The 24,201-nt window shown below is 30.3% G+C and carries 17 protein-coding genes; 5 read left to right on the forward strand and 12 right to left on the reverse strand.

Annotated features, from left to right (window positions below; genetic code table 11):
- Positions 1-179: 179 nt before the first annotated feature.
- The 8 genes from H0I27_RS06130 to dnaN form a co-directional block, all read right to left on the reverse strand.
- Positions 180-1,379: a class I SAM-dependent methyltransferase gene (locus tag H0I27_RS06130; RefSeq protein ID WP_218732966.1), complete on the reverse strand. Its 1,200-nt coding sequence runs from the start codon at positions 1,377-1,379 to the stop codon at positions 180-182.
- A 6-nt stretch (positions 1,380-1,385) separates the two neighbouring features.
- Positions 1,386-2,468, reverse strand: coding sequence for an AI-2E family transporter (locus H0I27_RS06135; protein WP_218732967.1), 1,083 nt, complete (start codon positions 2,466-2,468; stop codon positions 1,386-1,388).
- Entirely contained in the window at positions 2,468-3,751 is a 1,284-nt protein-coding gene (locus H0I27_RS06140; RefSeq protein ID WP_218732968.1) for a hypothetical protein, read from the reverse strand. Before H0I27_RS06140 ends, H0I27_RS06135 begins: the two co-directional genes overlap by 1 nt.
- An 85-nt stretch (positions 3,752-3,836) precedes the next feature.
- A complete protein-coding gene (locus H0I27_RS06145) occupies positions 3,837-4,706 on the reverse strand; it encodes an RluA family pseudouridine synthase (RefSeq protein WP_218732969.1) in 870 nt (289 codons plus the stop codon).
- Positions 4,706-5,128 (reverse strand): VOC family protein, encoded by a 423-nt coding sequence (locus tag H0I27_RS06150; RefSeq protein ID WP_218732970.1) that lies wholly within the window; start codon positions 5,126-5,128, stop codon positions 4,706-4,708. Before H0I27_RS06150 ends, H0I27_RS06145 begins: the two co-directional genes overlap by 1 nt.
- Before the next feature lie 31 nt (positions 5,129-5,159).
- Positions 5,160-6,851 (reverse strand): gamma-glutamyltransferase, encoded by a 1,692-nt coding sequence (gene ggt / locus H0I27_RS06155; RefSeq protein WP_218732971.1) that lies wholly within the window; start codon positions 6,849-6,851, stop codon positions 5,160-5,162.
- A gap of 95 nt (positions 6,852-6,946) precedes the next feature.
- Positions 6,947-7,516, reverse strand: coding sequence for an ACP phosphodiesterase (locus H0I27_RS06160; protein WP_218733796.1), 570 nt, complete (start codon positions 7,514-7,516; stop codon positions 6,947-6,949).
- 165 nt (positions 7,517-7,681) lie between these two features.
- Positions 7,682-8,800, reverse strand: a complete 1,119-nt coding sequence (dnaN, locus tag H0I27_RS06165) for a DNA polymerase III subunit beta (protein ID WP_165730063.1) — start codon at positions 8,798-8,800, stop codon at positions 7,682-7,684.
- A gap of 268 nt (positions 8,801-9,068) precedes the next feature.
- On the opposite strand from dnaN, the gene H0I27_RS06170 reads away from it, so the two are divergent.
- The 3 genes from H0I27_RS06170 to H0I27_RS06180 all read left to right on the forward strand — a co-directional run bounded on the left by H0I27_RS06170 (position 9,069) and on the right by H0I27_RS06180 (position 14,843).
- On the forward strand, positions 9,069-11,564 hold the full coding sequence (locus H0I27_RS06170; protein WP_218732972.1) for a PIG-L family deacetylase: 2,496 nt from the start codon (positions 9,069-9,071) through the stop codon (positions 11,562-11,564).
- 338 nt (positions 11,565-11,902) lie between these two features.
- Positions 11,903-13,789: a sodium:solute symporter gene (locus H0I27_RS06175; RefSeq protein WP_218732973.1), complete on the forward strand. Its 1,887-nt coding sequence runs from the start codon at positions 11,903-11,905 to the stop codon at positions 13,787-13,789.
- A gap of 82 nt (positions 13,790-13,871) precedes the next feature.
- Positions 13,872-14,843 (forward strand): Gfo/Idh/MocA family protein, encoded by a 972-nt coding sequence (locus tag H0I27_RS06180; RefSeq protein WP_218732974.1) that lies wholly within the window; start codon positions 13,872-13,874, stop codon positions 14,841-14,843.
- 45 nt (positions 14,844-14,888) lie between these two features.
- On the opposite strand, the gene H0I27_RS06185 is transcribed toward H0I27_RS06180, so the two are convergent.
- From H0I27_RS06185 to H0I27_RS06200, 4 genes are all read right to left on the reverse strand, one after another.
- Positions 14,889-15,560, reverse strand: coding sequence for a PolC-type DNA polymerase III (locus tag H0I27_RS06185; RefSeq protein ID WP_218732975.1), 672 nt, complete (start codon positions 15,558-15,560; stop codon positions 14,889-14,891).
- A gap of 2 nt (positions 15,561-15,562) precedes the next feature.
- Positions 15,563-17,479: a DUF294 nucleotidyltransferase-like domain-containing protein gene (locus H0I27_RS06190; protein WP_218732976.1), complete on the reverse strand. Its 1,917-nt coding sequence runs from the start codon at positions 17,477-17,479 to the stop codon at positions 15,563-15,565.
- Positions 17,476-18,024: an NUDIX domain-containing protein gene (locus tag H0I27_RS06195; protein ID WP_218732977.1), complete on the reverse strand. Its 549-nt coding sequence runs from the start codon at positions 18,022-18,024 to the stop codon at positions 17,476-17,478. Before H0I27_RS06195 ends, H0I27_RS06190 begins: the two co-directional genes overlap by 4 nt.
- A 197-nt stretch (positions 18,025-18,221) precedes the next feature.
- A complete protein-coding gene (locus H0I27_RS06200) occupies positions 18,222-19,310 on the reverse strand; it encodes a M42 family metallopeptidase (protein ID WP_218732978.1) in 1,089 nt (362 codons plus the stop codon).
- Between the two features lie 228 nt (positions 19,311-19,538).
- On the opposite strand from H0I27_RS06200, the gene H0I27_RS06205 reads away from it, so the two are divergent.
- Entirely contained in the window at positions 19,539-20,429 is an 891-nt protein-coding gene (locus H0I27_RS06205; protein ID WP_218732979.1) for an ABC transporter ATP-binding protein, read from the forward strand.
- Between the two features lie 105 nt (positions 20,430-20,534).
- Complete coding sequence (locus H0I27_RS06210; RefSeq protein ID WP_218732980.1) at positions 20,535-24,191, forward strand: M1 family aminopeptidase; 3,657 nt, start codon at positions 20,535-20,537, stop codon at positions 24,189-24,191.
- The last annotated feature ends 10 nt before the right edge of the window (positions 24,192-24,201 follow it).

Below are 24,201 nucleotides of genomic sequence, written 5' to 3' on the forward strand. Positions count from 1 at the left end.
TAAGCCTTCCATACAAAATTACTGAAAAAAGTAGTGTAAAAAAACAAAAGTCTCGAAAGTGAATTCGAGACTTTTTATTTAAGTGTTTTAAGCCCCTAATCAAAAAACACTTAAAGTGTTTGTAAACTTAGTAATAAAACTTAATAAAATGTTGAAAAATGAATTTAATTTATTAACATTTAGTTGTTTAGGATCTGTTTGTGTTGTTCTTTCTTACAAAGAATAACAATATACTCAGTAGTATTAAGTGTTGTAAAGAATAAATATGTATTTCCACCGTCTTTAATTTTGGTTTCTTTTCTAATTTGAGCGACCGTTTTTGGGAAATTTCTTGTGGTAATATTTGCTTTGTTTTCTACAACTAATTTTTTAAGTTTCTTTTTATCGTAACTTAAAACGTTTTCTATTTTAAAGACCCTTCCAGGAAAATCAATGATTTCATCAGAGGTATATAAATGAGAATGTTGTTGTAATTTAAAAACTTTCAATTGTTGTGAAACTTCATGAAAACCTCCAGATTTTAAAATAGCAGCATTGGGTTCATATAAATAGGAGCGTGGTTTAGAATATTCAGAATTTACTGCTTCTTTATAATTAAAGTTAAAAGTTTGTATCTCTTTTTTACCAATATTTACGGTTTTGATTTTTATTGGATCACTATACTCTTTTTCTAATAAAAATAACAATTCTTTCACCTCATTATTAAAGGCAATAATATGAATTTCTTTTACAAATTTTAATTCATTTATTGTACTTGTAATGTCTAAAATAGGTGAATTTTTAATGAGTATTTGATTGGTTTTAGTAAAAAGGAAATCGATGTTTTCTGGAACATTCGGTAAACAATCATTTAGTAAGAACACCTTTCCTTTTAGATCATTTCTTCTTGAGGGATCTATGTAAATACAATCAAGATTTGCTTTGTAATTTTTTAGATATTCAAGACCATCACCAGAAAAAGTAGTGATGTTTTTTACCTTTAATTGCAGGTAGTTATGTTTTACAATTTTAGATAAATCTTCATTAATTTCACAATGAATAACTTCTTTAAATTGTTTTGAAAAATAAAAACAATCTACTCCAAAACCTCCTGTAATATCTATAATTGAACTTCCTGAAACCAAGTTACTTTTATAAGCAGCCGTAATTTCTGAAGAGGTTTGCTCTATGCTTATTTTAGGAGGATAATATATGTTTTCTGAAGAAAACCAGCTAGCAAGTTTGTGTTCAGATTTTTGTTTAGCCACAATTTGGTTGGCTAATTCTTGTACAGAAACATCTTTAAATGGACTTCCTTTTAAAATCAGTTTTGTAATGTTTGATTTTAAATTATCAGTAATAAATTGCTGAATTTCTGGACTTAAAATGGTTTTGTTCAAAAGAAATTAGAGGTCTTTAGTTAATGATTTTACTATTTTATTATCAGCCAAAAACTCTTTTAAAATTACTTTTAACGCAGTGTATAAAGGTACAGCAGTAATCATACCTACAACACCAAAAAGTAGGCCTCCAATAATGATTATTAAGAAAATTTCTAACGGATGAGATTTTGTTGTCTTAGAAAATATAATTGGCTGACTCGCAAAATTATCAATTAATTGTGCAATTAGATAACCAGTCATTACATACATGGTTGTTGGTAAAATTTCTGATTGAAAATCTAATCCAATATTACTTGTCATTGATAAAATAAACATAATTACAGCGCCAATTAAGGGACCAACATACGGAATTAGGTTTAACAAAGCACATAAAAAAGCAATGACGACGGCGTTATTAATTCCAAAAATTAGTAAGATAATAGTGTATATGATAAATAGGATTGTAATTTGAGAAATTAGTCCAATAAAATATCTAGACAGTAAATTATTAATGGTATCTAAAGATTTAGAAAACCTGCTTTCATTGCCTTCTGGTACTATTGCCATCACGCCATTTTTAAGCAAGTGACTATCTTTCATAAAAAAGAAAGATATAAATAATACTGAAAATAAACCAACACTTATAGTACCTACAGCACCTAAAACAGCATTTAAGAAATCAGGAATTTCTTTAAATTGAGAAATAAAATCTACATTTTTTAATTCACCCAAAACATCTATTCCTCTAGAAGAAAAATAGCCTGTAATTTGGTTAAAAATTTCTTGAATATTTGCTTCTAGTTTATCCACCTCAAGCAAAGATAAATTTTGGCCTTGCTCAGTAATTAAAGGGATAAACATTAAAATTAAACCTGTTAATAGGCTTAACATAAAAATCATGGTAAATACAACAGCAAGCGTGTTTGGAAACTTTAATTTTGCTCTTAGAAAAATAATGATAGGTCTGGCAACCAACGATAAAATACTTGCAATTATAATATAGATAATTACAGATTGAATGGTGTATAAGAAATAACCAAGAAGAAAAATTCCTAAAAGTATTCCTATAGCCCTTAAAATTCCGCTGGCAATTGTTTTAGATTTCATTAATTATATCCTTTTACTGTACCCATACTTAAAATATTACCATTACCAAAAGTATGATTAGTTGGTAACAAAGTACCACTTTCTGTAGTGATCCAATCTTGCCAAGTAGCAGAAACACCATCCATTTTCATGCTTGGTACAAACATTTTATAGCTTTTAGGTACAAAATTAGAATCTAAAATCCACAAATAAGAATCACCAGGAGTAGAACCTCCTGTTGTATATTTTACTAACAGCGCGTCTTTATGATCTACTTGCTGTATGCTTCTTATAATTCCGTTTTCAAATAATTTATGCGGTGCAACTAACCAAAAAGAATCATTATTAAAAATATCCCAAGCTTTTTTTACAATAGTTGTATCTGCTTTTTCTTGTTTTTTGTTGTTGATAAACACACTGCTATTTTCTCTATTTCTAGGATATAAATGTACACGAATGCTATCCCAAGAAACGTCTACAATATGTTTTTCTTTGTCCCATTTAAAATGTCTTTTTTCTCCAAAGCTCCATTCTATAAAACGAGTGTTTTTGTATGCTTCATGTTTTATCGCTTTTAAAATATTATTAGCAAGAATATCTGCTTTACTATTTTCCGACGTTACTTCTCCCATACTTATTTCTAAACCAAATATAGATAGTTCATGTTTAGTTGGTAATTTGATACCCGTTTTGGTGTCTTTTAAATCAGACCAAGTTGCAGAAACGCCACCAATAGGTATTATTGAAGTCCACATTTTGAAAGAAGTTGGTAAATAGTTTTCATCTAAAAACCATAGATAAGAATCTCCAGGAGTAGAACCTCCAGAAGTGTAGGTAATTAATAAGGCATCTTTATCATTGTATTTTACAAGGCGCCTTTCTGTTCCAGCATCAAAAACTTTATAAGGAGCTACTAACCAAAAAGAATCGTTATTAAAATAGTCTTGTGCTTGTTTTATAATTTTTGGATCTGGATTTTCAACAGCAATTCCTTTAAAGTCTACAAGGCTTTTTTGCGGTTCATTTAAAAATAAATGAACGGTATTTTCGTTCCATTTTACAATAACAACATTTGTTCTTTTAATCCATCTATAATGATGTTCATTTCTAAAACTCCATTCTAGTATTTCTGTGTTTTTGTAGGCATCAATATTTAATGCATTTAACATTTTTTCTGCTAAAGCATCGGCTTCTTTACCTTGTTTTCCTTCTGGTAAAGGTTCGTTTGTAGCAAAATAATAGATTCCTGCAGAAACAATTATTAGTAATAAAATAATTCCAATAATTTTAAAAAGCTTCTTCATTTTGTGATTTTATAATAAGTGGCTAAATTAATCTTTTTAGAATGAAGAAACTATGTGTTGGCTTTATTAAAAGTTAATAAGGTTTTTAAAAAGATAGTTCATTAAATATTTTATTAAATTTCTTTGGAAGTTCTTTTGATATAGAAATAGTTTTTTTTGTAAAAGGATGTACAAAATCTAAAGTTGCTGCATGTAAATACAAGCCTTTTCCATTTAAAACTTTACCTTCTAAAAAGTACTCTTTGTCACCTAAAATAGGATTTCCTAAAGAAAATAAATGTTTTCTAAGTTGGTGTTTTCTTCCTGTTTTTGGTGATAATTTCACCAAGTTTAAAAACTCAAAACGTTCTGAAATTACAGTATGTAAAACTTTAAAATTTGTTTTAGATTCTTTTTTATCAATAGGAAGTTTTATCGTTCCTTCTGAGTTCATTTTGCCAATAGTAACAGCAAAATAGGTTTTCTGAATTTCTTTCTCTTTAAATAATTTCCCTAATGCTGTAATTGCTGTGCTTGTTTTACCTATTAATAAAAGTCCGCTTGTAGGATAATCTAACCGATGAATTGGTTGTGGTTTTACTGCATCAGCTAAAGTACTTTTTTTAAGGTTTTGTGCCAATCCGTTGGCAATGGTTACAAACTTATTACCACTCACTAATATACCTGCAGGTTTGTAAACAACGGCTAAAGTTTCGTCTTCAAATAAAACCTCAATATTTAGTTTTAGTCTTTCAAATGTTGATGAGTTTTCAGATTCAAAAAGTTCTATTTTTTCTCCTCCACAAATGTATTTAGATGTGGTTGCTAAACTTCCTTCAATAAAAATAAGTCCTTTTTTAATAGCTTTTTTAATACCAGATTTTGTGGGGATTGTGTTAAAAATACCAACGCTATATTCTTGAAAACGAATTGGTTTTTCTAACTTTTCAACAATATGAGTTTCTATTAATTGCATTATTTAGCAAATAATTGATTCATATCTTGAAAAGCTTTAAACTCTAAAGCATTATTTTCTGGATCTTTAAAAAACATGGTTGCTTGTTCACCTACTTTTCCTTTAAAACGAATACAAGGTTCAATTTCAAATTTTGTGTTAACAGACATTAAACGCTCTGCTAAAGAATGCCAATCTTCCCAAGTTAAAACAACTCCAAAATGCGGAACCGGAACATCATGACCATCAACAGGATTTGTAACAGCTTTTGTTGGTACATATTCTTCTTTTTGGTGAATTACCAATTGATGTCCGAAGAAATTAAAATCTACCCATTGTTCTGTACTTCTGCCTTCTTCGCAGTTTAAAATATCTCTGTAAAAGGTTCTGCATTTTTCTAAGTCTTGTACTGGAATGGCTAAGTGAAATGGTTGTACTTGCATACGTTTTATAGTTTATTTTTATTAAAATTCATTAAAACCCTACGGCTGTATCATCTCCACGTTTATCTGCTCCACCTTCTAAACTTGTGTCGGGTAAAACTAAAATTGCAGAAACTTTACCAATAATTCTAGAAGTAGTTTCATCAATGGTATATCCAAGGTCTTTTAATTCTGAGATTACTTGTTTGTCAAAACTATTCGGCTCCATTTTAACTACATCTGGCAGCCATTGGTGATGAAATCTCGCAGCATTTACCGCTTCTTGCATTCCCATTTTATATTCATGAACATTTAGGATAGTTTGTAAAACAGATGTTATTATGGTAGATCCACCAGGAGTTCCGACTACCATAAAAAGTTTGCCGTTTTTTTCAACAATAGTTGGTGTCATAGAACTCAACATTCTTTTTTCTGGATGAATTTCATTGGCTTTTGCACCAATTAAACCAAACATGTTTGGCACACCAGGTTTGCTGCTAAAATCGTCCATTTCATTATTGAAAAAGAAACCTAATTCAGGTGAATATAATTTAGAACCATAAGCACCGTTTAAAGTTGTGGTTACAGAAACGGCATTTCCAAATTGATCTACAATTGAATAATGGGTAGTTTCATTACTTTCTATAACTTCTATATTTCCATGAGAAACATCGGCTGATTTTGTTGCTCTTTCAAAAGAAAAATCTGCCATTCTTTCTTTAGCATATGCTTTAGAAATTAGTTTTTGTTGTGGTACGGTAACAAAATCTGGATCTCCTAAAAAGAAACTTCTATCTGCATACGCACGTCTTTCTGCTTCTGTAATAACTTGAATAGATTTTGTTGTATTATGCCCAAATTTATCTACATCAAAAGGCTCAATCGCTTTCATTATTTGTGCCAAAGCAACACCTCCACTAGATGGGGGAGACATCGAAATTACTTTTAAGTCATCATAGGTAAAAGTAACAGGAGTTCTCCATTTAGCTTCGTATTTTGCTAAATCTTCTAAAGTGATGATTCCTCCATTTGCTTGAATAAAATTGACTATTTTTTTAGCTGTTTCTCCTTTGTAAAATTCATCTAATCCATTTTGTTGAATACGGATTAATGTTTCTGCTAACGCAGGATATTTAATGGTGTCATTTTCTTTCCAGTTTTTATTAAAAGGAATGGAATCTTTATTTGCTTTTAAAAATAAAGATTGATAATTTTTAATTCTATTTTCTTGCTTTTTAGTTACTACAACTCCTCGTTTAGCTAAAGCGATAACAGGCTTTAAAATTTCTGACATCGGCATTGTTCCAAATTTTTTATGAGTAGTAAAAATACCTGCTAATGTTCCTGGAACTCCAACTGCCATTGCTCCTAAAGTACTTTTTTCTTTTACAACATTGCCTTCATTGTCTAAATACATGTCTCTGCTAGCGGCTAATGGTGCTTTTTCTCTATAATCTAACGCGCCAATTTCTCCATCTGCTTTTCGGTAGACCATAAAACCACCACCACCAAGGTTTCCTGCAAATGGGTATGCAACTGCCAAAGCTAAATCTGTAGCAGCCATTGCATCAAAAGCATTTCCACCTTTTTTAAGAATGTCAGAGCCAATTTTAGATGCTTCAATTCTTGCAGAAACAACCATAGCCTTTTGAGTGATTAGACCTGTAGTATTTTCTTTTTGTTCTGCAGTCTTACAGTTTATCATTAAAAGTGAAAGACTAAAAAGTAAAATTATTTTTTTCATAAGGTTGGTGTTAAGTTCTTTAATTTGTTTAGAAGGAGTAATACTTCAATTTAAAACTTCTTCCTATTAGTTATGCAAAATATATTCAACAAAAATTACTCTTGAATTTCATTTGTGTTAGAAGCGCTAGTTAGTTCTTTAAACTTTTGATTTGTATGTGCTATTAAATCTTTAAAAAATAAGGTAAAATCTTCTTGAAGCTCATCTTCTAAAAGACGTAAATCCTCAATAGCTAAATTCATTTGAGATTTTCCTTTTGTTCTAGTATTCATTCCGTTTAAAACCTTTGCAATTCCGTCTTTATATTGATAATTGAACAAAATATTATATTCAATCATATATTTAATGAAGTTTTGAGATTTTACAGGTAAATCGGAAGATATGCTACTAAATAAATCATAAACATCTTTGGTATAGGTTTCTAGCGGAACGTCTGAATAATCTGCCCAATTCTTAGCTAAGAAATAATCATAAAAAATATCAATAATTACGCCATCGTAATGTCTGTAACGTTCGTGCAAACGTCTTTTACTTTTTCGTACAACTTCGTGAGCATCTGTAAACGTGTCAATTTCTCTGTGTAAGAAAATTCCTTGCTGAATTTCTTTAGAAAAGCTCAAATAATTATTACCTCTAATATGGTCGGCAATAAAATTACCAATCATAATATTGGTATTGTTTTGTGATAAATATAAATGGGCTAGGAAATTCATGAAGGTAAATGTAAAGAAAAAACCACAATTAATTTTTAATCAATTGTGGTTTTTAATATTATAATTTCCTGTTTTTACAGGAATGATACATCATTTTAATGCAATAAATAAAGTGTATTAGCTATTTAACATTACTGGCATTACTAACATGGTAACTTGTTCACCTTCGTCAGTACCATCAATAGGAGTTAAAATTCCTGCTCTGTTTGGTAAAGACATTTCAATTAAAACATCGTTAGAGCTTAAATTGTTTAACATTTCGCTTAAAAAACGAGAGTTAAATCCAATTTGCATATCATCACCTTGGTAATCACAACTTAAACGTTCGTCTGCTTTGTTTGAGAAATCTAAATCTTCGGCAGAAATATTTAATTCCGTCCCCGCCATTTTTAAACGGATTTGGTGTGTTGTTTTACTAGAGAAAATAGAAACACGTCTTACAGAGTTTAAGAAAGAAGCTCTGTCTACCGTTAATTTATTTGGATTCTCTTTTGGAATTACTGCTTCGTAATTTGGATATTTACCATCAATTAAACGACATACTAAAACTACGTTATCAAACGTAAATTTTGCATTTGCATCGTTATATTCAATAGTAACATCACTATCAGAACCACCTAAAATACCTTTTAATAAGTTTAAAGGTTTTTTTGGCATAATAAATTCTGCAGTTTGATCTGCAGTAACATCCGTTCTTGTATATTTCACTAATTTGTGAGCATCTGTTGCAACAAAAGTCAAACTTTGCGAGCTAAACTGAAAAAATACACCACTCATTACTGGGCGTAAATCATCATTTCCTGCAGCAAATATTGTTTTAGAAATTGCAGTTCCCAAAATACTTGCAGGTACTACTGTTTTACTTGGTGATGGTAAAGAAACCGCTTTAGGGAATTCATCTCCACCAAAATAAGCCATGTCATATTTACCTTGATCAGAACTAATTTCAATTGCATTGTCACCTTCCGTTTTAAACGTTAAAGGTTGGTCCGGAAACGTCTTTAAGGTATCTAATAATAAACGTGCAGAAACAGCTATAGAACCAGAACTATCACTTTCTACATCTATTACAGAACTCATTGTTGTTTCTAAATCTGATGCAGAAACTTTTAATTGGTTTTCAGATAATTCAAACAAAAAGTTATCTAAAATTGGTAAGGTATTGTTGCTATTTATAACGCCGCCTAAAACTTGTAATTGTTTTAATAATTGCGAACTCGATACAATAAATTTCATTGATTTTTTATCTTTATTAGTCTTACAAATATAACCTTAATAAGTGATTCTGAAAATTAATTTATTAACAGGTTATGAGCATTTTGTTAATGAAATTTGAAACGTTATAATTATGTTAACAAATTTCAAGACCCCTCATAAAAAACTACATTTGTTTTTATAACAATCTGTAATTTTTTAAAGATTGTTAGACTAAGCATTGCAATGAGGTTTCTATAATTTTTTTTAACCTCACTAAGACTTAAAAGAATAGACCAATTTTATACATATGAAGAAATTTTTACTTTCTACACTAGCATTTTTACTGATTTCTGTTTCAGTATTCGCTCAAAAACCTCAAAAATTAACCTCGAATCAGATTTACGAGAAAATTCAAAAACTGAATTTCTTAGGAACTGCGCTTTATATTGCTGCGCATCCAGATGATGAAAATACGCGCTTAATATCTTATTTATCTAACAATGTGAAAGCAAGAACTGCTTATTTGTCTTTAACAAGAGGAGATGGAGGTCAGAATTTAATAGGTTCGGAACTTAGAGAGTTATTAGGTGTTATTAGAACTCAAGAATTATTAGCCGCAAGAAGTGTTGATGGTGGTGAACAAATGTTTACAAGAGCGAATGATTTTGGATATTCTAAACATCCAGATGAAACGTTAGACATTTGGAATGAAGAAGCTGTTTTAAGTGATGTTGTTTGGGCAATAAGAAATTTTAAGCCAGATGTTATTATCAATAGGTTCGATCATAGAACTCCTGGCACAACGCATGGTCATCATACAGCTTCTGCTATTTTAAGTGTGGCAGCTTTTGATATTGCCAATGATTCTACAAAATATTCTGATCAACTTAAATATACCAAAACTTGGCAACCAAAACGTTTGTTTCATAATATTTCTTCTCGTTCCTTTAAAAGTCAAGAAGCATTTAACGAAGCTGCAAAAGATTTAATTTCTTTTGATATTGGAGCGTATTATGCTTTAAAAGGTTTGTCTAATAATGAGATTGCGTCTATAGCAAGTAGCCAACATTTGAGTCAAGGTTTTGGTCGTTTGAGTACAAGAGGATCTCAAAAAGAATATGTAGAGTTTTTAAAAGGAGATTCTTTAATAGTAGAAAACGATGTTTTTTCTGGAATTAATACTACTTGGAGTCGTTTAAAAAATGGAGCTTCAATAGGAAAAATTTTAAAGGATGTTGAAGATAATTTTGATTTTGTAAATCCGTCTAAACACTTATCTAAATTAATGTTAGCGTATAGCATGATGAGCGATTTAGAAGACAACCACTGGAAAACAATTAAAGAAAAGCAGATTAAAGAAATTATTGAAGCTTGTGCAGGTTTGTATATAGAGGCTTCTGCAAACAGTTCTTCTGGAACACCTAATTCTAAAATTGATATAAATTTTGAAGTATTAAATAGAAGTGATGTAAATATGCAGCTAACTTCTATTGTTTCTGAATTAGATAGCATTGAAATTTTTAAAGGATTTAATTTAACAAAGAATGAGAAATTTACATTTAAAGAAACATTTGCTTTAAAAACAAATTCTTATACAGATCCTTATTGGTTGCGTAAAGAGGCTAGTTTAGGAATGTATACTGTAGATGATCAAGCATTAATTGGGTTGCCAGAAACACCTAGTATTTCTAAAATAACGTATAAATTAATCATAGATTTTATTCCGATTACCATAACAAAGAATATTGTTAGACGATATGCTGAAAGAGATAAAGGAGAAATTTATGAACCTTATGAGGTTTTACCAGAAGTAACCACAAAAATTAAAAACAAAGTACTTATTTTTTCTGATAGCATTTCTAAGAATATCAATGTAGCAATTAGAGCCGGTATTCCTTTTGTGCAAGGAAAGGTAAGTTTAAAAGTTCCTGAAGGTTGGCGAGTAACTCCTGCAGAAATTAATTTTAATATTGAACAAAAGGAAGACGTACAAAATGTTTCGTTTTTAGTAACACCACCTAAAGATCCGTCTGAAGGAAAATTAGAAGTTATTGCCGTTTCTAAAGGAGAAAGTTATACAAAAGAATTGGTTGAGATTAATTACAATCATATTCCTAAACAAAGTGTTTTGTTAAATTCTGAAGCAAAAGTTGTTCGTTTAGATATTCAAAAAGTAGGAAATACAATTGGTTATATAAAAGGAGCAGGCGATGCTGTTCCAGAAAGTTTACGTCAGATTGGTTATCGCGTAGAAATTATAGAACCTATAAATATTAATGGAGAAAACTTGTTAAAGTATGATGCAATCGTTTTAGGTATTAGAGCTTATAATGTTGTTGATGAGCTAAAATTCAAACAAAAATTCTTGTTAGAATATGTAGCAAAAGGAGGAAACATGATTGTGCAATATAACACGAATAGAAATGTAGATGTTGCAGCACCTTTTCCTTTAAAGTTATCTAGAGATAGAGTAACAGATGAGTCTGCAGATGTTTTAATATTAGCAGAAGACAATCCGTTAATGAATTTTCCTAATAAAATTACCAACGAAGATTTTAATGGTTGGGTGCAAGAACGTGGTTTGTATTTTCCTAATATTTGGCATGAATCTTACACACCTGTTTTATCTATGAATGACAAAGGAGAACACATGAAATTGGGTAGTTTGTTAATAGCTAAATATGGTAAAGGAAATTATATCTATACAGGTTTAAGTTTCTTTAGAGAATTGCCTGCAGGTGTTTCTGGTGCGTATAGATTATTTGCAAATATGTTGTCTGTAGGGAAAGAAGTTTCAAAGTAAGGTTCAGGGTTTAAGGTTTCAAGTTTGAGGTTTCAAGTTGGAATATTAAAGTGAAGTTTAAAAAGGACAAAAGTGGCAAACAAGTTTAGCCCTGATTGAGTTAGTTGTTTGAGCTCTTTTTTACTGTCAGTTCGAGTGAATTTGAGAAGAATGAGCAAATTTGTATCGAGAACAGAAGTAAAAAAAGCGAGTAACGAAAGCAGGAAATAGCTTCTAATAAAAATAGAATGAAAGAAGAAAAATATACTTGGAAAAAAGAATATTCATTGGTTTTAATAGCGAATGTAATTTATATTATTGCGTTTTATTTAATTACAAATTATTTTACAGTTTAGTTTATGGAAATTGAAAGTAAATTACATGCAATAGATTGGATTATTCTTTCTGTAACCTTAATTTTTATAGTAGCGTATGGTACATATGTAACTAGAAAAAATAAGAATGTAACCGATTATATTAAGGGTGGGAGCGACTCTAAATGGTGGACAATCGGTCTGTCTGTAATGGCGACACAAGCGAGTGCAATTACGTTTTTATCTACACCAGGACAAGCGTTTCATAGCGGTATGGGCTTTGTACAGTTTTACTTCGGATTGCCTATTGCAATGATTATAATTTGTGTAGTTTTTATACCGATTTATCATAAATTAAAAGTCTACACAGCTTACGAATTTTTAGAAGGAAGATTCGATTTAAAAACGAGGAGTTTAGCGGCAATTTTGTTTTTAATTCAACGTGGATTGGCTGCCGGAATTACCATTTTTGCACCTGCCATTATTTTAAGTGCCGTATTAGATTGGGATTTATTAACATTGAATATTATCATCGGTTTTTTAGTGATTATTTACACGGTTTCTGGAGGTACAAAAGCAGTAAATGTAACGCAAAAACAACAGATGATTATCATTTTTATTGGAATGCTAATTGCATTTTTTATGATTATGAGTCAGCTTCCTGAGAACATTACATTCAGCAATGCATTAGAAATTGCAGGGGCAAGTAATAAAATGGAAGTGTTAGATTTTTCTTTCGATTTAAGTAATAGGTACACAGTTTGGACTGGGATTTTAGGGGGAACATTTTTAATGTTATCATATTTTGGAACAGACCAAAGTCAGGTGCAACGTTATTTGTCAGGAAAATCGGTTAGAGAAAGTCAGTTAGGTTTAATTTTTAACGGATTGTTAAAAGTGCCAATGCAGTTTTTTATTCTGCTAATTGGTGTTATGGTTTTTGTTTTTTATCAATTTAATGCATCGCCTTTAAACTTTAATCCTACAGCAAATGACGCGGTTCAGAACTCTGAATTTGTTGGTGAATATCAGAAATTAGAAGCAGAACATACCATTATAGAAAATGATAAAAGATTGTTGTTTTCTGATGGTTTTCAGAAGGAAGAAGCTACTCGAATTCAAGAATTAAATGAAAGAGATTTAGCCTTAAAGGAATCAGCTAAAGAAATTATTAAAAAAGTAAATGAAAAATCCATTAAAAAAATAGAATCAAACGACAAGGATTATGTGTTTATTCATTTTATTTTAAACAATTTACCAAGAGGATTAATCGGACTTTTATTAGCTGTTATTTTATCTGCAGCAATGTCTTCTACTGCATCGGAATTAAACGCATTGGCAAGTACAACTGCTATAGATTTGTACAAGCGAAATGTAAGAGAAGATAAAGATGAAGAGCACTATGTAAAGGCTTCTAAATGGTTTACATTGCTTTGGGGAATCATAGCCATTTCCGTCGCGTGTGTGGCCAATTTATTTGATAATTTAATTCAGCTTGTAAATATTATTGGGTCTATTTTCTACGGAAACGTCTTGGGTATTTTCTTGTTGGCATTTTTCTTTAAAAAGGTAAATGGAAATGCAGTGTTTAGAGCAGCTTTAATTACGCAAATATTAATTTGTTCTATTTATTATTTCGGAATTTACAACTTAGAATCACAAGGTTTAGAACCGATAATTAGTTATTTATGGCTGAATTTTATTGGATGTGTTTTAGTGATATTTTTCTCACTATTATTCGTTTTTAAAGCGATAAATAGGCAAAGTAAAATAGCGTTAGTAATTAGTTTATTGGCTATTTTAAAAATTACATACGATGTGTTGAACGATGTTTCATTAAACATAACTCATGTTGTTTCTCTAATTGTGCTATTTTCTTTTTTAGGGTTCTTTAATATTGATAAAACAATTTTAAATGAAAAAGAAAATTAATTGAGAATACTTTAGATAAATAAGTGTAGACAGTATTTGATACCTTTTTAGATTCTATCTTTAAATAATTAAAAAAGTTACTATGGAAAATAAAATAATAAAATGGGGAATTATTGGCCTTGGAAAAATAGCTACAAAATTTGCTACTGATTTAGCAACTGTAGAAAATGCAGAATTAGTTGCTGTTGCTTCTAGAAGTGAGGGGAGAGCAACTGATTTTGGAAAGAAATTTGGTGCTAAAAAGGCATATAAATCATACGAAGATTTGGCTAAAGATGCTGAGGTAGATGCAGTATATGTGGCTACTCCGCATAGTTTTCATAAAGAACACGCTATACTTTGTTTAGAAAATAAAAAAGCAGTTTTATGTGAAAAGCCTTTTGCAATGAATTTGCAAGAAGTAGAAGAAATGATTGCGGTAGCAAAAGAAAATAATGTTTTGTTGATGGAAGCATTATGGACGTATTTTTTACCACATTTTACGTATGTTTTAGATCTTGTTAAGAACAGGGAGTATGGAGAACTAAAAAAACTAGAAGCAGATTTTGGTTTTTATAATAAGTATGATACAGATCGAAGATTATTTAAAAAAGAAGTGGGAGGAGGAAGTTTATTAGATATTGGTATTTATCCAATTTTTGCAGCTTTATCTACTTTGGGAACTCCAGTTACTATTGAAGCCGATGCTACTTTCTTTAAAAATGGTGCAGATGCAGAATGCAATATGCTTTTTAATTATAAAAATGCGACTGCTAATTTAAAAAGTACCTTGTTAGAGAATACTCCTACGGAAGCTGTTTTTACGTTTGACACTGCAATTGTAAAAATAAACACACAATTTCATGCGCCTTCTTCTGTAACAATTTTAAAAAATGATACAGAAGAAACCATTAGTTTCGATTATAAAACCATTGGTTATAGTTTCGAAACAGAACATTTTAATAGTCTTTTAAGAGAAAATAAAAAAGAAAGTACTATTATGACCTATGATTTTTCTCGAAGTCTAATTCGTGTTTTAGACACCGTTAGAGAAAGTATCAATCTAACGTATTAAAGATGCTTTTTTGAGTATATGGAATTTTAAATAAGAAAAATGCTATTATGAATTTAGCAAGTCTTTCACGGTTAAATCGTTGTTTTTATCTAAACGAGCTATTATTTTTAAAAACAATATAGCTGTAATAAGAGCATCTCCACTTGCGGTATGTCTATCACTTTTAGATACATTTAGTTCATCACATAATTGATCTAAAGTATAACGTTCTTTTGGCAATGTGTTTTGATATACAGTATGTTTAGAGGTTCTATATAAATGTTCTGTATCTAAGGTCTTATTTTTAATTTCTGGTAGTTGGTTTCTTACTAAAATTTGGTTCATCATCATAATGTCAAAGTTTATATGATGCCCAACTAAAATTGAATTACCGATGTATTTTAAAAAACTTTTTAGCGCTTCTAATTCAGAGATTTTTGTTATGCTACCTTCTTTTAAAATTCCGTGAATGTGTACCGTTTCTGGATTAAATATTTCTTGTTTTAAATAGACTTCAAAACTATCATTTACATTTAAAGTGTTGTCGATTAAAGAAACAGCACCAATAGACAATACACGATCTCTCATTCTATTAAATCCCGTAGTTTCTGTGTCAAAAACAACAAATCGAGTTTCATTTATAGCGAGTTTTGGTGCGTTTAAAAAACTATCTTCATACTCTAAAAAGTAATCCGGAAGTACCTTATTTTCCTTCTTATTAAACCAGTTAAACTTCATAATTATCTCATGTTTGATAAGTTAAATTTAATAGTAAGCACTTCTTGAATTTCTCTAATAGGTTTAAAACACCTTTTAAGTTTTAACTTTTCTTCTTTTGTTAAAGATTCTAATTTAATAAATTTACCAGAATCGTTGTGTAATATGCCTTGTTTGGTTTTAAACTTTAACAATGCTTTAAAAGCATAAGAGCAAGATTGGTACAGTTCTTTATTTTGAGGTTCTATTTCTGCTAATCTTTCAAAACGGTGTGCAGTATTGTTAATTTCAAAGATATTATTAGAGAGTGTTAAAAGTCTTGCTGCATTAATTAAGGGCATTAAAGCTCTTTGTTTTATGTTAAAAGAATCTTTATGGTCACCATTATTCTCTACTAGAAATTGTTTAAAAAATCCTAGAGGAGATGGACTTGCAATGGCTTCTTTTGCTAAAAAAGTAAATAAAAGAGTCCTTTCATTAAGTGTTTTAAAAATGCTTTTGGTTAGCTCTCTTGCCATGGAAACTTCACCATAAATTGCGTTAAAATCAAAGAAAATAGACGATAATAAAATGGCTTCTCCATCAACATTAAAAATCCACTCGTTAAATTGATCTTTCCATTCAGATAAAGATAAACACCATTTAGGATTGCTTGCCATCATTTCTGCAGGGCAATATTCATAACCAATTTTATGTAGCGATTTTGTAATATGACCTGCTAATTGTAAAAAATATTCTTTCGTTTCTGTATATTGTTCTTTGCTAACATCCTCGAAAATGATAGCATTGTCTTGGTCTGTATATAAAAGTTGTTCTTTTCTACCCTGACTTCCTAATGCTAACCAAGTAAATTTAGCAGGCGGTGGCGTAGCCATTTTTTTTAAAGAAATCTCAATAACTCTTATGGTTACACTATCATTTATTTCGGATATAATTTTAGAAATATGCGATAATGGAATGTTTTGTTCTAAATAAGATTTTAAAAGTTGATTGGCCTTGATTCTAATTTCTCTTATCTCTCTTGTTTTTTTAGCTCGTTTAATCTCTTTTAAAATTACTGTTGGGTTGTTTCCTAGTGAAGCTAAAACATCATGATTAGTTAAAATTCCTATCAACTTAGAATTACTAGTTCCATCTACAGTAATACACAAATGACCTACTTTTTGCTTTATCATTTGTAACTGTGCGTCTAAAACAGTAAGGTTTTTAGATTGTGTAATTACTGGGGAAGACATGATTTCTGTTACAGAGATGTCTATAGAAAATAGACCTGTAGCTATTTTGTTTTTAAGATCGCTATTTGTAATAATTCCTAAAGGAACGCAGGCATCATCTACCACTATAATACAGCCAACTTTTTGATTGCTCATTTTTATAGCGGCTTCTTTAGCTGTAGAATTAGCTGTACAGGTTAATGGCTTTTTAGTGTAATTTACAGAGTGTAAATTAGAATAAGCTAAATTATCATTTTCTATATAATCTGTAAAAACATTGCTGTTTTGCTCGTTTGTATAAGGATCAAAAGAGTTAGAAGCAAAAGAAGTTAATAGATATTTATTAATTTTTAAACTTCTTTCTGATACTGCTTCAAAAATTTCAATAGGAATCGCATAGACAATAGATTCTTCATTGGCGATGGCGTCTAATAAATAGTTTTCTTTACTAATTAACGGTCTTAAACCAAAAATATCACCACCATCACAAATGTCTATCAGCGCTTTTTTGTCATTAGAATTTTTATACAAACTAATTCCTCCATTTCTTACAATGTAAAATTGTTTGTGAATTTCATCATTCTCGTTAAAAATAACTTTTCCTTTTTCTAAATAGATAATGGAAACTTGAGAGGCTATTTCTAATATTTTTTTAGTAGCTAATAAGTTGAAAGGCGGATAGTTTTTTAAAAAATCGTAAACGCGTTCTGCAATTGAATTTTTCATCTTTTATGTATTTGTTGATGAATCTTGTTATAAACCGAACAGTAATACTCATGAAATCTAGGAAGTAAAACATTCTTCAGGTTTTCTGTGCTTTTTAAAGTTGATAAATCAAATAATTCGATGGCATCAACTTCTTCTTCTTGAATGGTTAATGTTGACAACGGAACTTTTAATTCAGCGATAAAAACATGATGATGCTCGTTATCTTGAATTCCGTTTGCATGAGAAACTTGATGAATCCTTGTGCCTATTTTGATGAGGTCTTTTTCTTCTATTTTAAGTCCGATTTCTTCAAAGACTTCTCTTTTTGCTGAGGTAATAATAGTTTCTCCGGCTGCAATATGTCCTGCAACAGAAATATCCCACAAACCAGGAAATACTTTTTTGGTTAATGCTCTTTTTTGAAGTAATATTTTTTCATCCGAAGTAAAAAGCCAAATATGAACAGTTGCATGAAACCAACCATTTTTATGAGCTTCAGATTTTAAAGCAGTTTTTCCTGTAAGTTTTCCATCAGGAGTTAAAATGTCTATGAGTTCGTCCATAATTAAAAGACACGAATTTCACTAATTACCACTAAATAATATTTTTTAGTTAGTTTGTCATTTCGACGATAGGAGAAATCTCATAATATAGATTACAAAATCATGAGATTTCTCAATCGCTTAAAAAAGCTCATTTCAAAATGATATAAAAGTCAAAATAATTAGCATAATCCGTGAAATTCGTGTCTGTATTTTATTTATTCAAAATAAGAAAAAGTTTCTCCTCCTTTAATATTCAATAATGTTTCATAAATCATTTTAATCACATTTTCTACATCATCTCTGTGTACCATTTCTACAGTGGTGTGCATGTATCTTAACGGTAAAGAAATTAGAGCAGAAGCAACGCCACCATTACTATAAGCAAAAGCATCTGTATCAGTTCCTGTTGCTCTAGAAAGTGCAGAACGCTGAAAAGGAATTTCTTTTGCTTCGGCAGTTTCTGTAATTAAATCACGTAATTTTTGTTGAACAGCTGGTGCATAAGCAATAACCGGACCTTTACCTAATTCTAAAAGACCAGCAGTTTTTTGCTCGATCATTGGTGTAGTTGTATCGTGTGTTACATCAGTAACAATTGCCACATTTGGTTTAATGGTTTGTGTAATCATTTCTGCACCACGCAAACCAATTTCTTCTTGTACTGAGTTTGTAATGTACAATCCGAAAGGCAATTCTTTTTTGTTTTCTTTTAATAAACGAGCTACTTCGGCAATCATAAAACCACCCATTCTGTTGTCTAAAGCTCTACAAACAAATTTATCTCCGTTTAAGATATGAAATTCATCTGGATATGTAATTACACAACCAACATGAACACCTAAATCTTCTACTTCTTTCTTGGTAGCACAACCTGTATCTATAAAAATGTTGTCTGGTTTTGGAGCTTGCTCATTTGATTTGTCTCTTGTATGAATTGCAGGCCATCCAAAAACACCTTTTACAATTCCGTTTTTAGTGTGAATGTTTACAATTTTACTTGGTGCAATTTGATGATCTGATCCTCCGTTTCTAATCACGTAAATCAATCCGTTATCAGAAATATAATTTACATACCAAGAAATTTCATCTGCATGCCCTTCAATAACTACTTTGTATTTTGCATCTGGGTTTATAACTCCTACTGCAGAACCATAGGTATCTGTAATAAATGTGTCTACATACGGTTTTAGGTAGTCCATCCAAATTTTCTGACCTTCCCATTCGTATCCGGTTGGTGCAGCATTATTTAAGTATTTTTCTAAAAATGTAAGTGACGCTTTATTTAAAATTGATTTTTTTGCCATTATAAAAGTTTATAAAGTTTTAATATGAAAAGTTCTAAAGTTAAATGTTAGTTCGGTTGTTTTTTCTATTGTAAAAGTAATCAGAAAAAATATCGAGTACATTTTATACTTCCAATGGTAAAAATAATACGATTTTTTAGGAACTCCATTAAAAAAATCACAAAAAAGTGTAACAAAAGTGCTTACTTTTACACTAATCACCAAAGTAATATCACTAAAACCAACAATATGAAGTTAGTAATTGAAAATTTAACCAAAACATACAAAAACGGCGTAAAACCTATTGATAATTTAAGTATTGAAATAGGTACAGGAATGTTTGGTTTGTTAGGACCAAATGGTGCAGGGAAATCTTCTTTAATGAGAACCATTGCAACATTACAGAGTCCAGATTCTGGTTCAATTACTTTTGGTGATATTAATGTTTTAGAAGACAATATGTCTTTACGTAAAGTGTTAGGGTATTTGCCACAATCTTTTGGTGTGTATCCTAAAATGTCTGCCGAAGATTTGTTAGATTATTTTGCTACTTTAAAAGGAATATCAGAAAAATCTGAAAGAAAAGCCATTGTAAAAGAGGTTTTAAATATTACTAATTTATATGAAGTAAGACATAAATATGTTGCGGGTTATTCTGGCGGAATGAAACAACGTTTTGGTATTGCGCAATTGCTTTTAAACAATCCAAAACTAATTATTGTTGATGAACCTACTGCTGGTTTAGATCCTGCAGAGAGACATCGTTTTTTAAATGTTTTAAGAGAAGTTGGAAGTAATTGTACGGTTATTTTTTCTACACATATTGTAGAAGATGTTAAAGAATTGTGTAATGAAATGGCTATTTTAAACGGAGGTAGAATTTTAAAACATTCTACACCACAAAAAGCAACAGAAGAATTAGAAAACACCATTTGGACAAAAATTGTAGAAAAAGACGATTTAGAGGAAAATATGAAATTGTACAATGTGTTGTCTAGAAATTTTAATACAGACAATACGTTAAATATAAGAGTACATGCAGAAGAAAAACCTTCGGATGATTTTGTGGCGGCAACTCCGCAATTAGACGATGTGTATTTTATTGCATTAAAACAAGATGAACCAGTTTTAACAAGTTAAGAGTTATTAGTTAAAAGTTAAGAGTACTAACATGCTCTAGCCAAAAAATTTTATAAAGAGAATCTAACTCACCACTCAAAACTCATCACTCATAACTTTGTAATTATGTTTTCAACTATTTTTAAACACGAATTAAAATACTGGTTTAACAAACCTGTTTTTTATATTTATATTTCAATATTTTTATTAATCTCTTTCTTCTTATCTGCAACATCTGCGGGTATTTGGGATGGCGTTTCTGGTACCACTGGTTCTTCCAGAATTGTAAATTCGCCAATTGGTGTTACAGGTATCTTTAATGCATTTACTATTTTAATCTTCTTTTTATTTCCATCAATTATTGGAGTTTCTATTTACAGAGATTTTAAAAGTGAAATGCACTCCATTTTATTTTCGTATCCGTTTACAAAAGCCAATTATTTATTTGCAAAGTTCTTTAGCGGAATTGTAGTGGTTTCTGCTATTGTTTTGGTTGTTGCTTTAGGAATGGTTATTGGGTTTCGTTTTCCAGGAACCAATTCAGATATTGTTGGCGATTTTAATGTTATGACTTATTTAACAACGTATTTGGTTTATATTTTACCAAATGTATTGTTTTTTGGAGCTGTTGTTTTTGCTATTGTTACATTTTCTAGAAGTGTTGCAGCTGGTTTTATTACGGTAATTATTTTAATGTTTGTTCAGGGAGCTATTTCTAGTATTTTATCAGAACCAGAACAAGCAACTTTGTTAGCTATTTTAGATCCTTATGGTTCTTCCGCGTCTTCTTATTATACAAAATATTGGACCGTTTCTGAACAAAATGAAATGCAAATTCCAATAGGTGAATTGGTAATTTATAACCGTTTATTGTGGTTGGTAGTTTCCTCTTTAATTTTTGGGTTGGTTTATAAATATTTTAAATTTACACAAAATGCAATTACACTTTCTTTTAGAAAAGTAAAAGCAGAAAGAATTACAAAATCTAATTTTAGCGGAGTTACAAGAATAACGTTACCAAAAGTGTCTCACGATTATTCTTTTATTCAGAATTTAAAAGTTATGTGGCACTTGTCTAACATCGATTTTAAATACATTTTTAAAAGTTTACCTTTTATCTGCATTCTTATCGTTGGACTTTTAATGTTGTTTGGAACTTTATTTATTTCTAGTGAAATTTTTGGAACAGATACATTACCAGTAACTTGGCAAATGTTAGGTGGTGGAAATATTTTTAGTTTGTTTGTTATTAATATTTGTACTTTTTTATACGCTGGTATGTTAGTGCAAAGAGCAAGAACTGCAAAAATTAGTCATTTAGTTGATAGTACACCAATACCAAACTGGACATTATTATTCTCTAAATTGATTGCTATTTTAAAAATGCAATTGGTTTTACTGGCAGTAATTATGGTTTCTGGTATGTTTTTTCAAGCGTATCAAGGATATTATAATTTCGAAATTGGTCATTATATAAAAGAGTTGTTTGGGTTAAAATTTTTAAACTATGCAATTTGGGCTTTCTTAGCAATATTTGTACAAACGTTGTTTAAAAATCAATATTTAGGTTTATTAGTTTTGTTAATCGTTGCTATGGGGATTCCGTTTTTAGACTTAATAGGAATTGAGTTAGCCATTTTTAAATATAACGAAGGCCCAGGTTTTAGTTATTCGGATATGAATGGGTATGGCTCTGCGTTGTCTCGTTATTTATGGTATAAAATCTATTGGATTTTAGGAGGAACAGTATTACTTCTTGTAAGTGTTTTATTTTGGGTTAGAGGATTACCAAATTCTTTTTCTGAAAGAATGGATATTGCTGTCTCAAGATTTAAAACACCTCAAAAAATTGGTTTAGCGGTTGTTTTGGTTGCTTTTTTAACTTTAGGGTTTACGATCTATCAAGAAACAAAATCAGAAGAAGAAAACTCAGCTTCTAAACAAGCTGAATTAAATGCCGTTAAATGGGAAAAAAGTTATAAAAAATACGAAGATTATAAGCAACCAAGAATTGTAGCTGTAAATGCAGATGTAGCTATTTATCCGAAGAAAAGAACGTACAAAGCAAGTGCTGTTTTTACAATGATAAATAAAACGGATAAAGCAATTGATAGTATTTTCTTAAATCATAACTCATTAGAAAACACCTTCGAATTTAATAAACCAAATAATTTGGTCTTAGAGGACACGGTTTTTAATTTTGATATTTATAAGTTCGATAAAAAAATACTACCTGGCGATTCTTTACAACTTACAATGCATGTAAAAAGTAAAGAAAATACCATGTTTCAAAGAAAATCACCTGTTTTAGCAAACGGAACATTTTTAAATAATTTCTCTATGTTTCCTAGTTTAGGATATTCTTCTGCAGGAGAATTGACTGACAATAAAATTAGAGAAAAGTACAGTTTACCTCCAAATAATTTACAATCTGAACCTACAGATTCTACCGCTTTAGGAAATACATATATTTCTAAAGATTCTGATTGGATAGATTTTGAAGCAACCGTTTCTACATCCGAAGACCAAATTGCAATTGCACCGGGTTATTTACAGAAAGAATGGACAGAAGCTGGACGTAAATATTTCCATTATAAAATGGATAGTAAAATGTTGAATTTCTATGCGTTTAATTCCGCAAGATATCAAGTTAAAAAAGAAATGTGGAATGGTATTAGTTTAGAAATTTACTATCACAAACCACACAATTATAATTTAGATAGAATGCTAAAAGGGATGAAAGCATCTGTTACGTATAACGAGAAAAACTTTAGCCCTTATCAACATAAACAGTTAAGAATTGTAGAGTTTCCGAGAACACAAGGTACTTTTGCGCAATCTTTTGCAAATACAATTCCGTTTTCTGAAGGCTTTGGTTTTATTGCTGCTGTAGATGATACAAATGATGATGGAGTAGATTATCCTTTTGCAGTTACTGTACACGAGGTTGCACATCAATGGTGGGCACATCAAGTTATTGGTGCAGACGTTTTGGGTGCTACCATGTTGTCAGAAAGTTTGTCGGAATATGTTTCTTTAAAAGTATTAGAGCATCAAAATGGAAAACCGAAGATGCGTACCTTTTTAAAGAAAGCTTTAGATGATTATTTAATGCAAAGAACCATGGAAAGAAAGCGTGAAAATGCATTGATGTATAACGACGGACAAGGGTATATCCGTTATCAGAAAGGGTCTTTAGTTTTTTATGCTTTAAGTGATTATATTGGTGAAGAGAGATTAAATGGCGCTTTAAAAAAGTATGTAGAAAAAGTAAAGTTTCAAGAAGCTCCATATACAACTTCCGTAGAAATGGTGAATTATATTAGAGAAGTAACACCAGATTCCTTACAATATGTAATTAAAGATATGTTTGAAACCATTACGTTGTACAGAAACCAAATTTTAGAAGTAAAATCTACAGAATTAGACAACGGGAAATACGAAGTAGAAATAGAATTTGAAGTTTCTAAATATAGAAATGATGAAAAGGGAAAACGGTATTATGGTGAAAAAGTGGGAGATACTTTAACGTATCAAACGGATGAAATGAAAAAACCTATTTTATCAGTTCCATTGGCAGATTATATTGATATTGGTATTTTTGCGCAGGAAGAAGTTGATGGGGAAAAGAAAGAAAAAGAGCTGTATTTAAAGAAGCATAAGATTACAGAGATCAATAATAAAATTACAATTATTGTTGATGAAAAACCGGTTGAAGTAGGAGTAGATCCTTACAATAAATTAATAGACACGAAGTCTGAAGATAATAGAAGAAAGTTGTAGTGTTTTATGA

Origin of the sequence: Polaribacter sp. HaHaR_3_91, assembly GCF_019278525.1 — a bacterium.
Lineage (GTDB): Bacteria > Bacteroidota > Bacteroidia > Flavobacteriales > Flavobacteriaceae > Polaribacter.

Coding starts and splice junctions, on each gene's coding strand:
- H0I27_RS06135 (WP_218732967.1), bottom strand. CDS start 2,468: ATGAAATCTAAAACAATTGCCAGCGGAATTTTAAGGGCTATAGGAATA.
- H0I27_RS06140 (WP_218732968.1), bottom strand. CDS start 3,751: ATGAAGAAGCTTTTTAAAATTATTGGAATTATTTTATTACTAATAATT.
- H0I27_RS06145 (WP_218732969.1), bottom strand. CDS start 4,706: ATGCAATTAATAGAAACTCATATTGTTGAAAAGTTAGAAAAACCAATT.
- H0I27_RS06150 (WP_218732970.1), bottom strand. CDS start 5,128: ATGCAAGTACAACCATTTCACTTAGCCATTCCAGTACAAGACTTAGAA.
- ggt (WP_218732971.1), bottom strand. CDS start 6,851: ATGAAAAAAATAATTTTACTTTTTAGTCTTTCACTTTTAATGATAAAC.
- H0I27_RS06160 (WP_218733796.1), bottom strand. CDS start 7,516: ATGATTGGTAATTTTATTGCCGACCATATTAGAGGTAATAATTATTTG.
- dnaN (WP_165730063.1), bottom strand. CDS start 8,800: ATGAAATTTATTGTATCGAGTTCGCAATTATTAAAACAATTACAAGTT.
- H0I27_RS06170 (WP_218732972.1), top strand. CDS start 9,069: ATGAAGAAATTTTTACTTTCTACACTAGCATTTTTACTGATTTCTGTT.
- H0I27_RS06175 (WP_218732973.1), top strand. CDS start 11,903: ATGGAAATTGAAAGTAAATTACATGCAATAGATTGGATTATTCTTTCT.
- H0I27_RS06180 (WP_218732974.1), top strand. CDS start 13,872: ATGGAAAATAAAATAATAAAATGGGGAATTATTGGCCTTGGAAAAATA.
- H0I27_RS06185 (WP_218732975.1), bottom strand. CDS start 15,560: ATGAAGTTTAACTGGTTTAATAAGAAGGAAAATAAGGTACTTCCGGAT.
- H0I27_RS06190 (WP_218732976.1), bottom strand. CDS start 17,479: ATGAAAAATTCAATTGCAGAACGCGTTTACGATTTTTTAAAAAACTAT.
- H0I27_RS06195 (WP_218732977.1), bottom strand. CDS start 18,024: ATGGACGAACTCATAGACATTTTAACTCCTGATGGAAAACTTACAGGA.
- H0I27_RS06200 (WP_218732978.1), bottom strand. CDS start 19,310: ATGGCAAAAAAATCAATTTTAAATAAAGCGTCACTTACATTTTTAGAA.
- H0I27_RS06205 (WP_218732979.1), top strand. CDS start 19,539: ATGAAGTTAGTAATTGAAAATTTAACCAAAACATACAAAAACGGCGTA.
- H0I27_RS06210 (WP_218732980.1), top strand. CDS start 20,535: ATGTTTTCAACTATTTTTAAACACGAATTAAAATACTGGTTTAACAAA.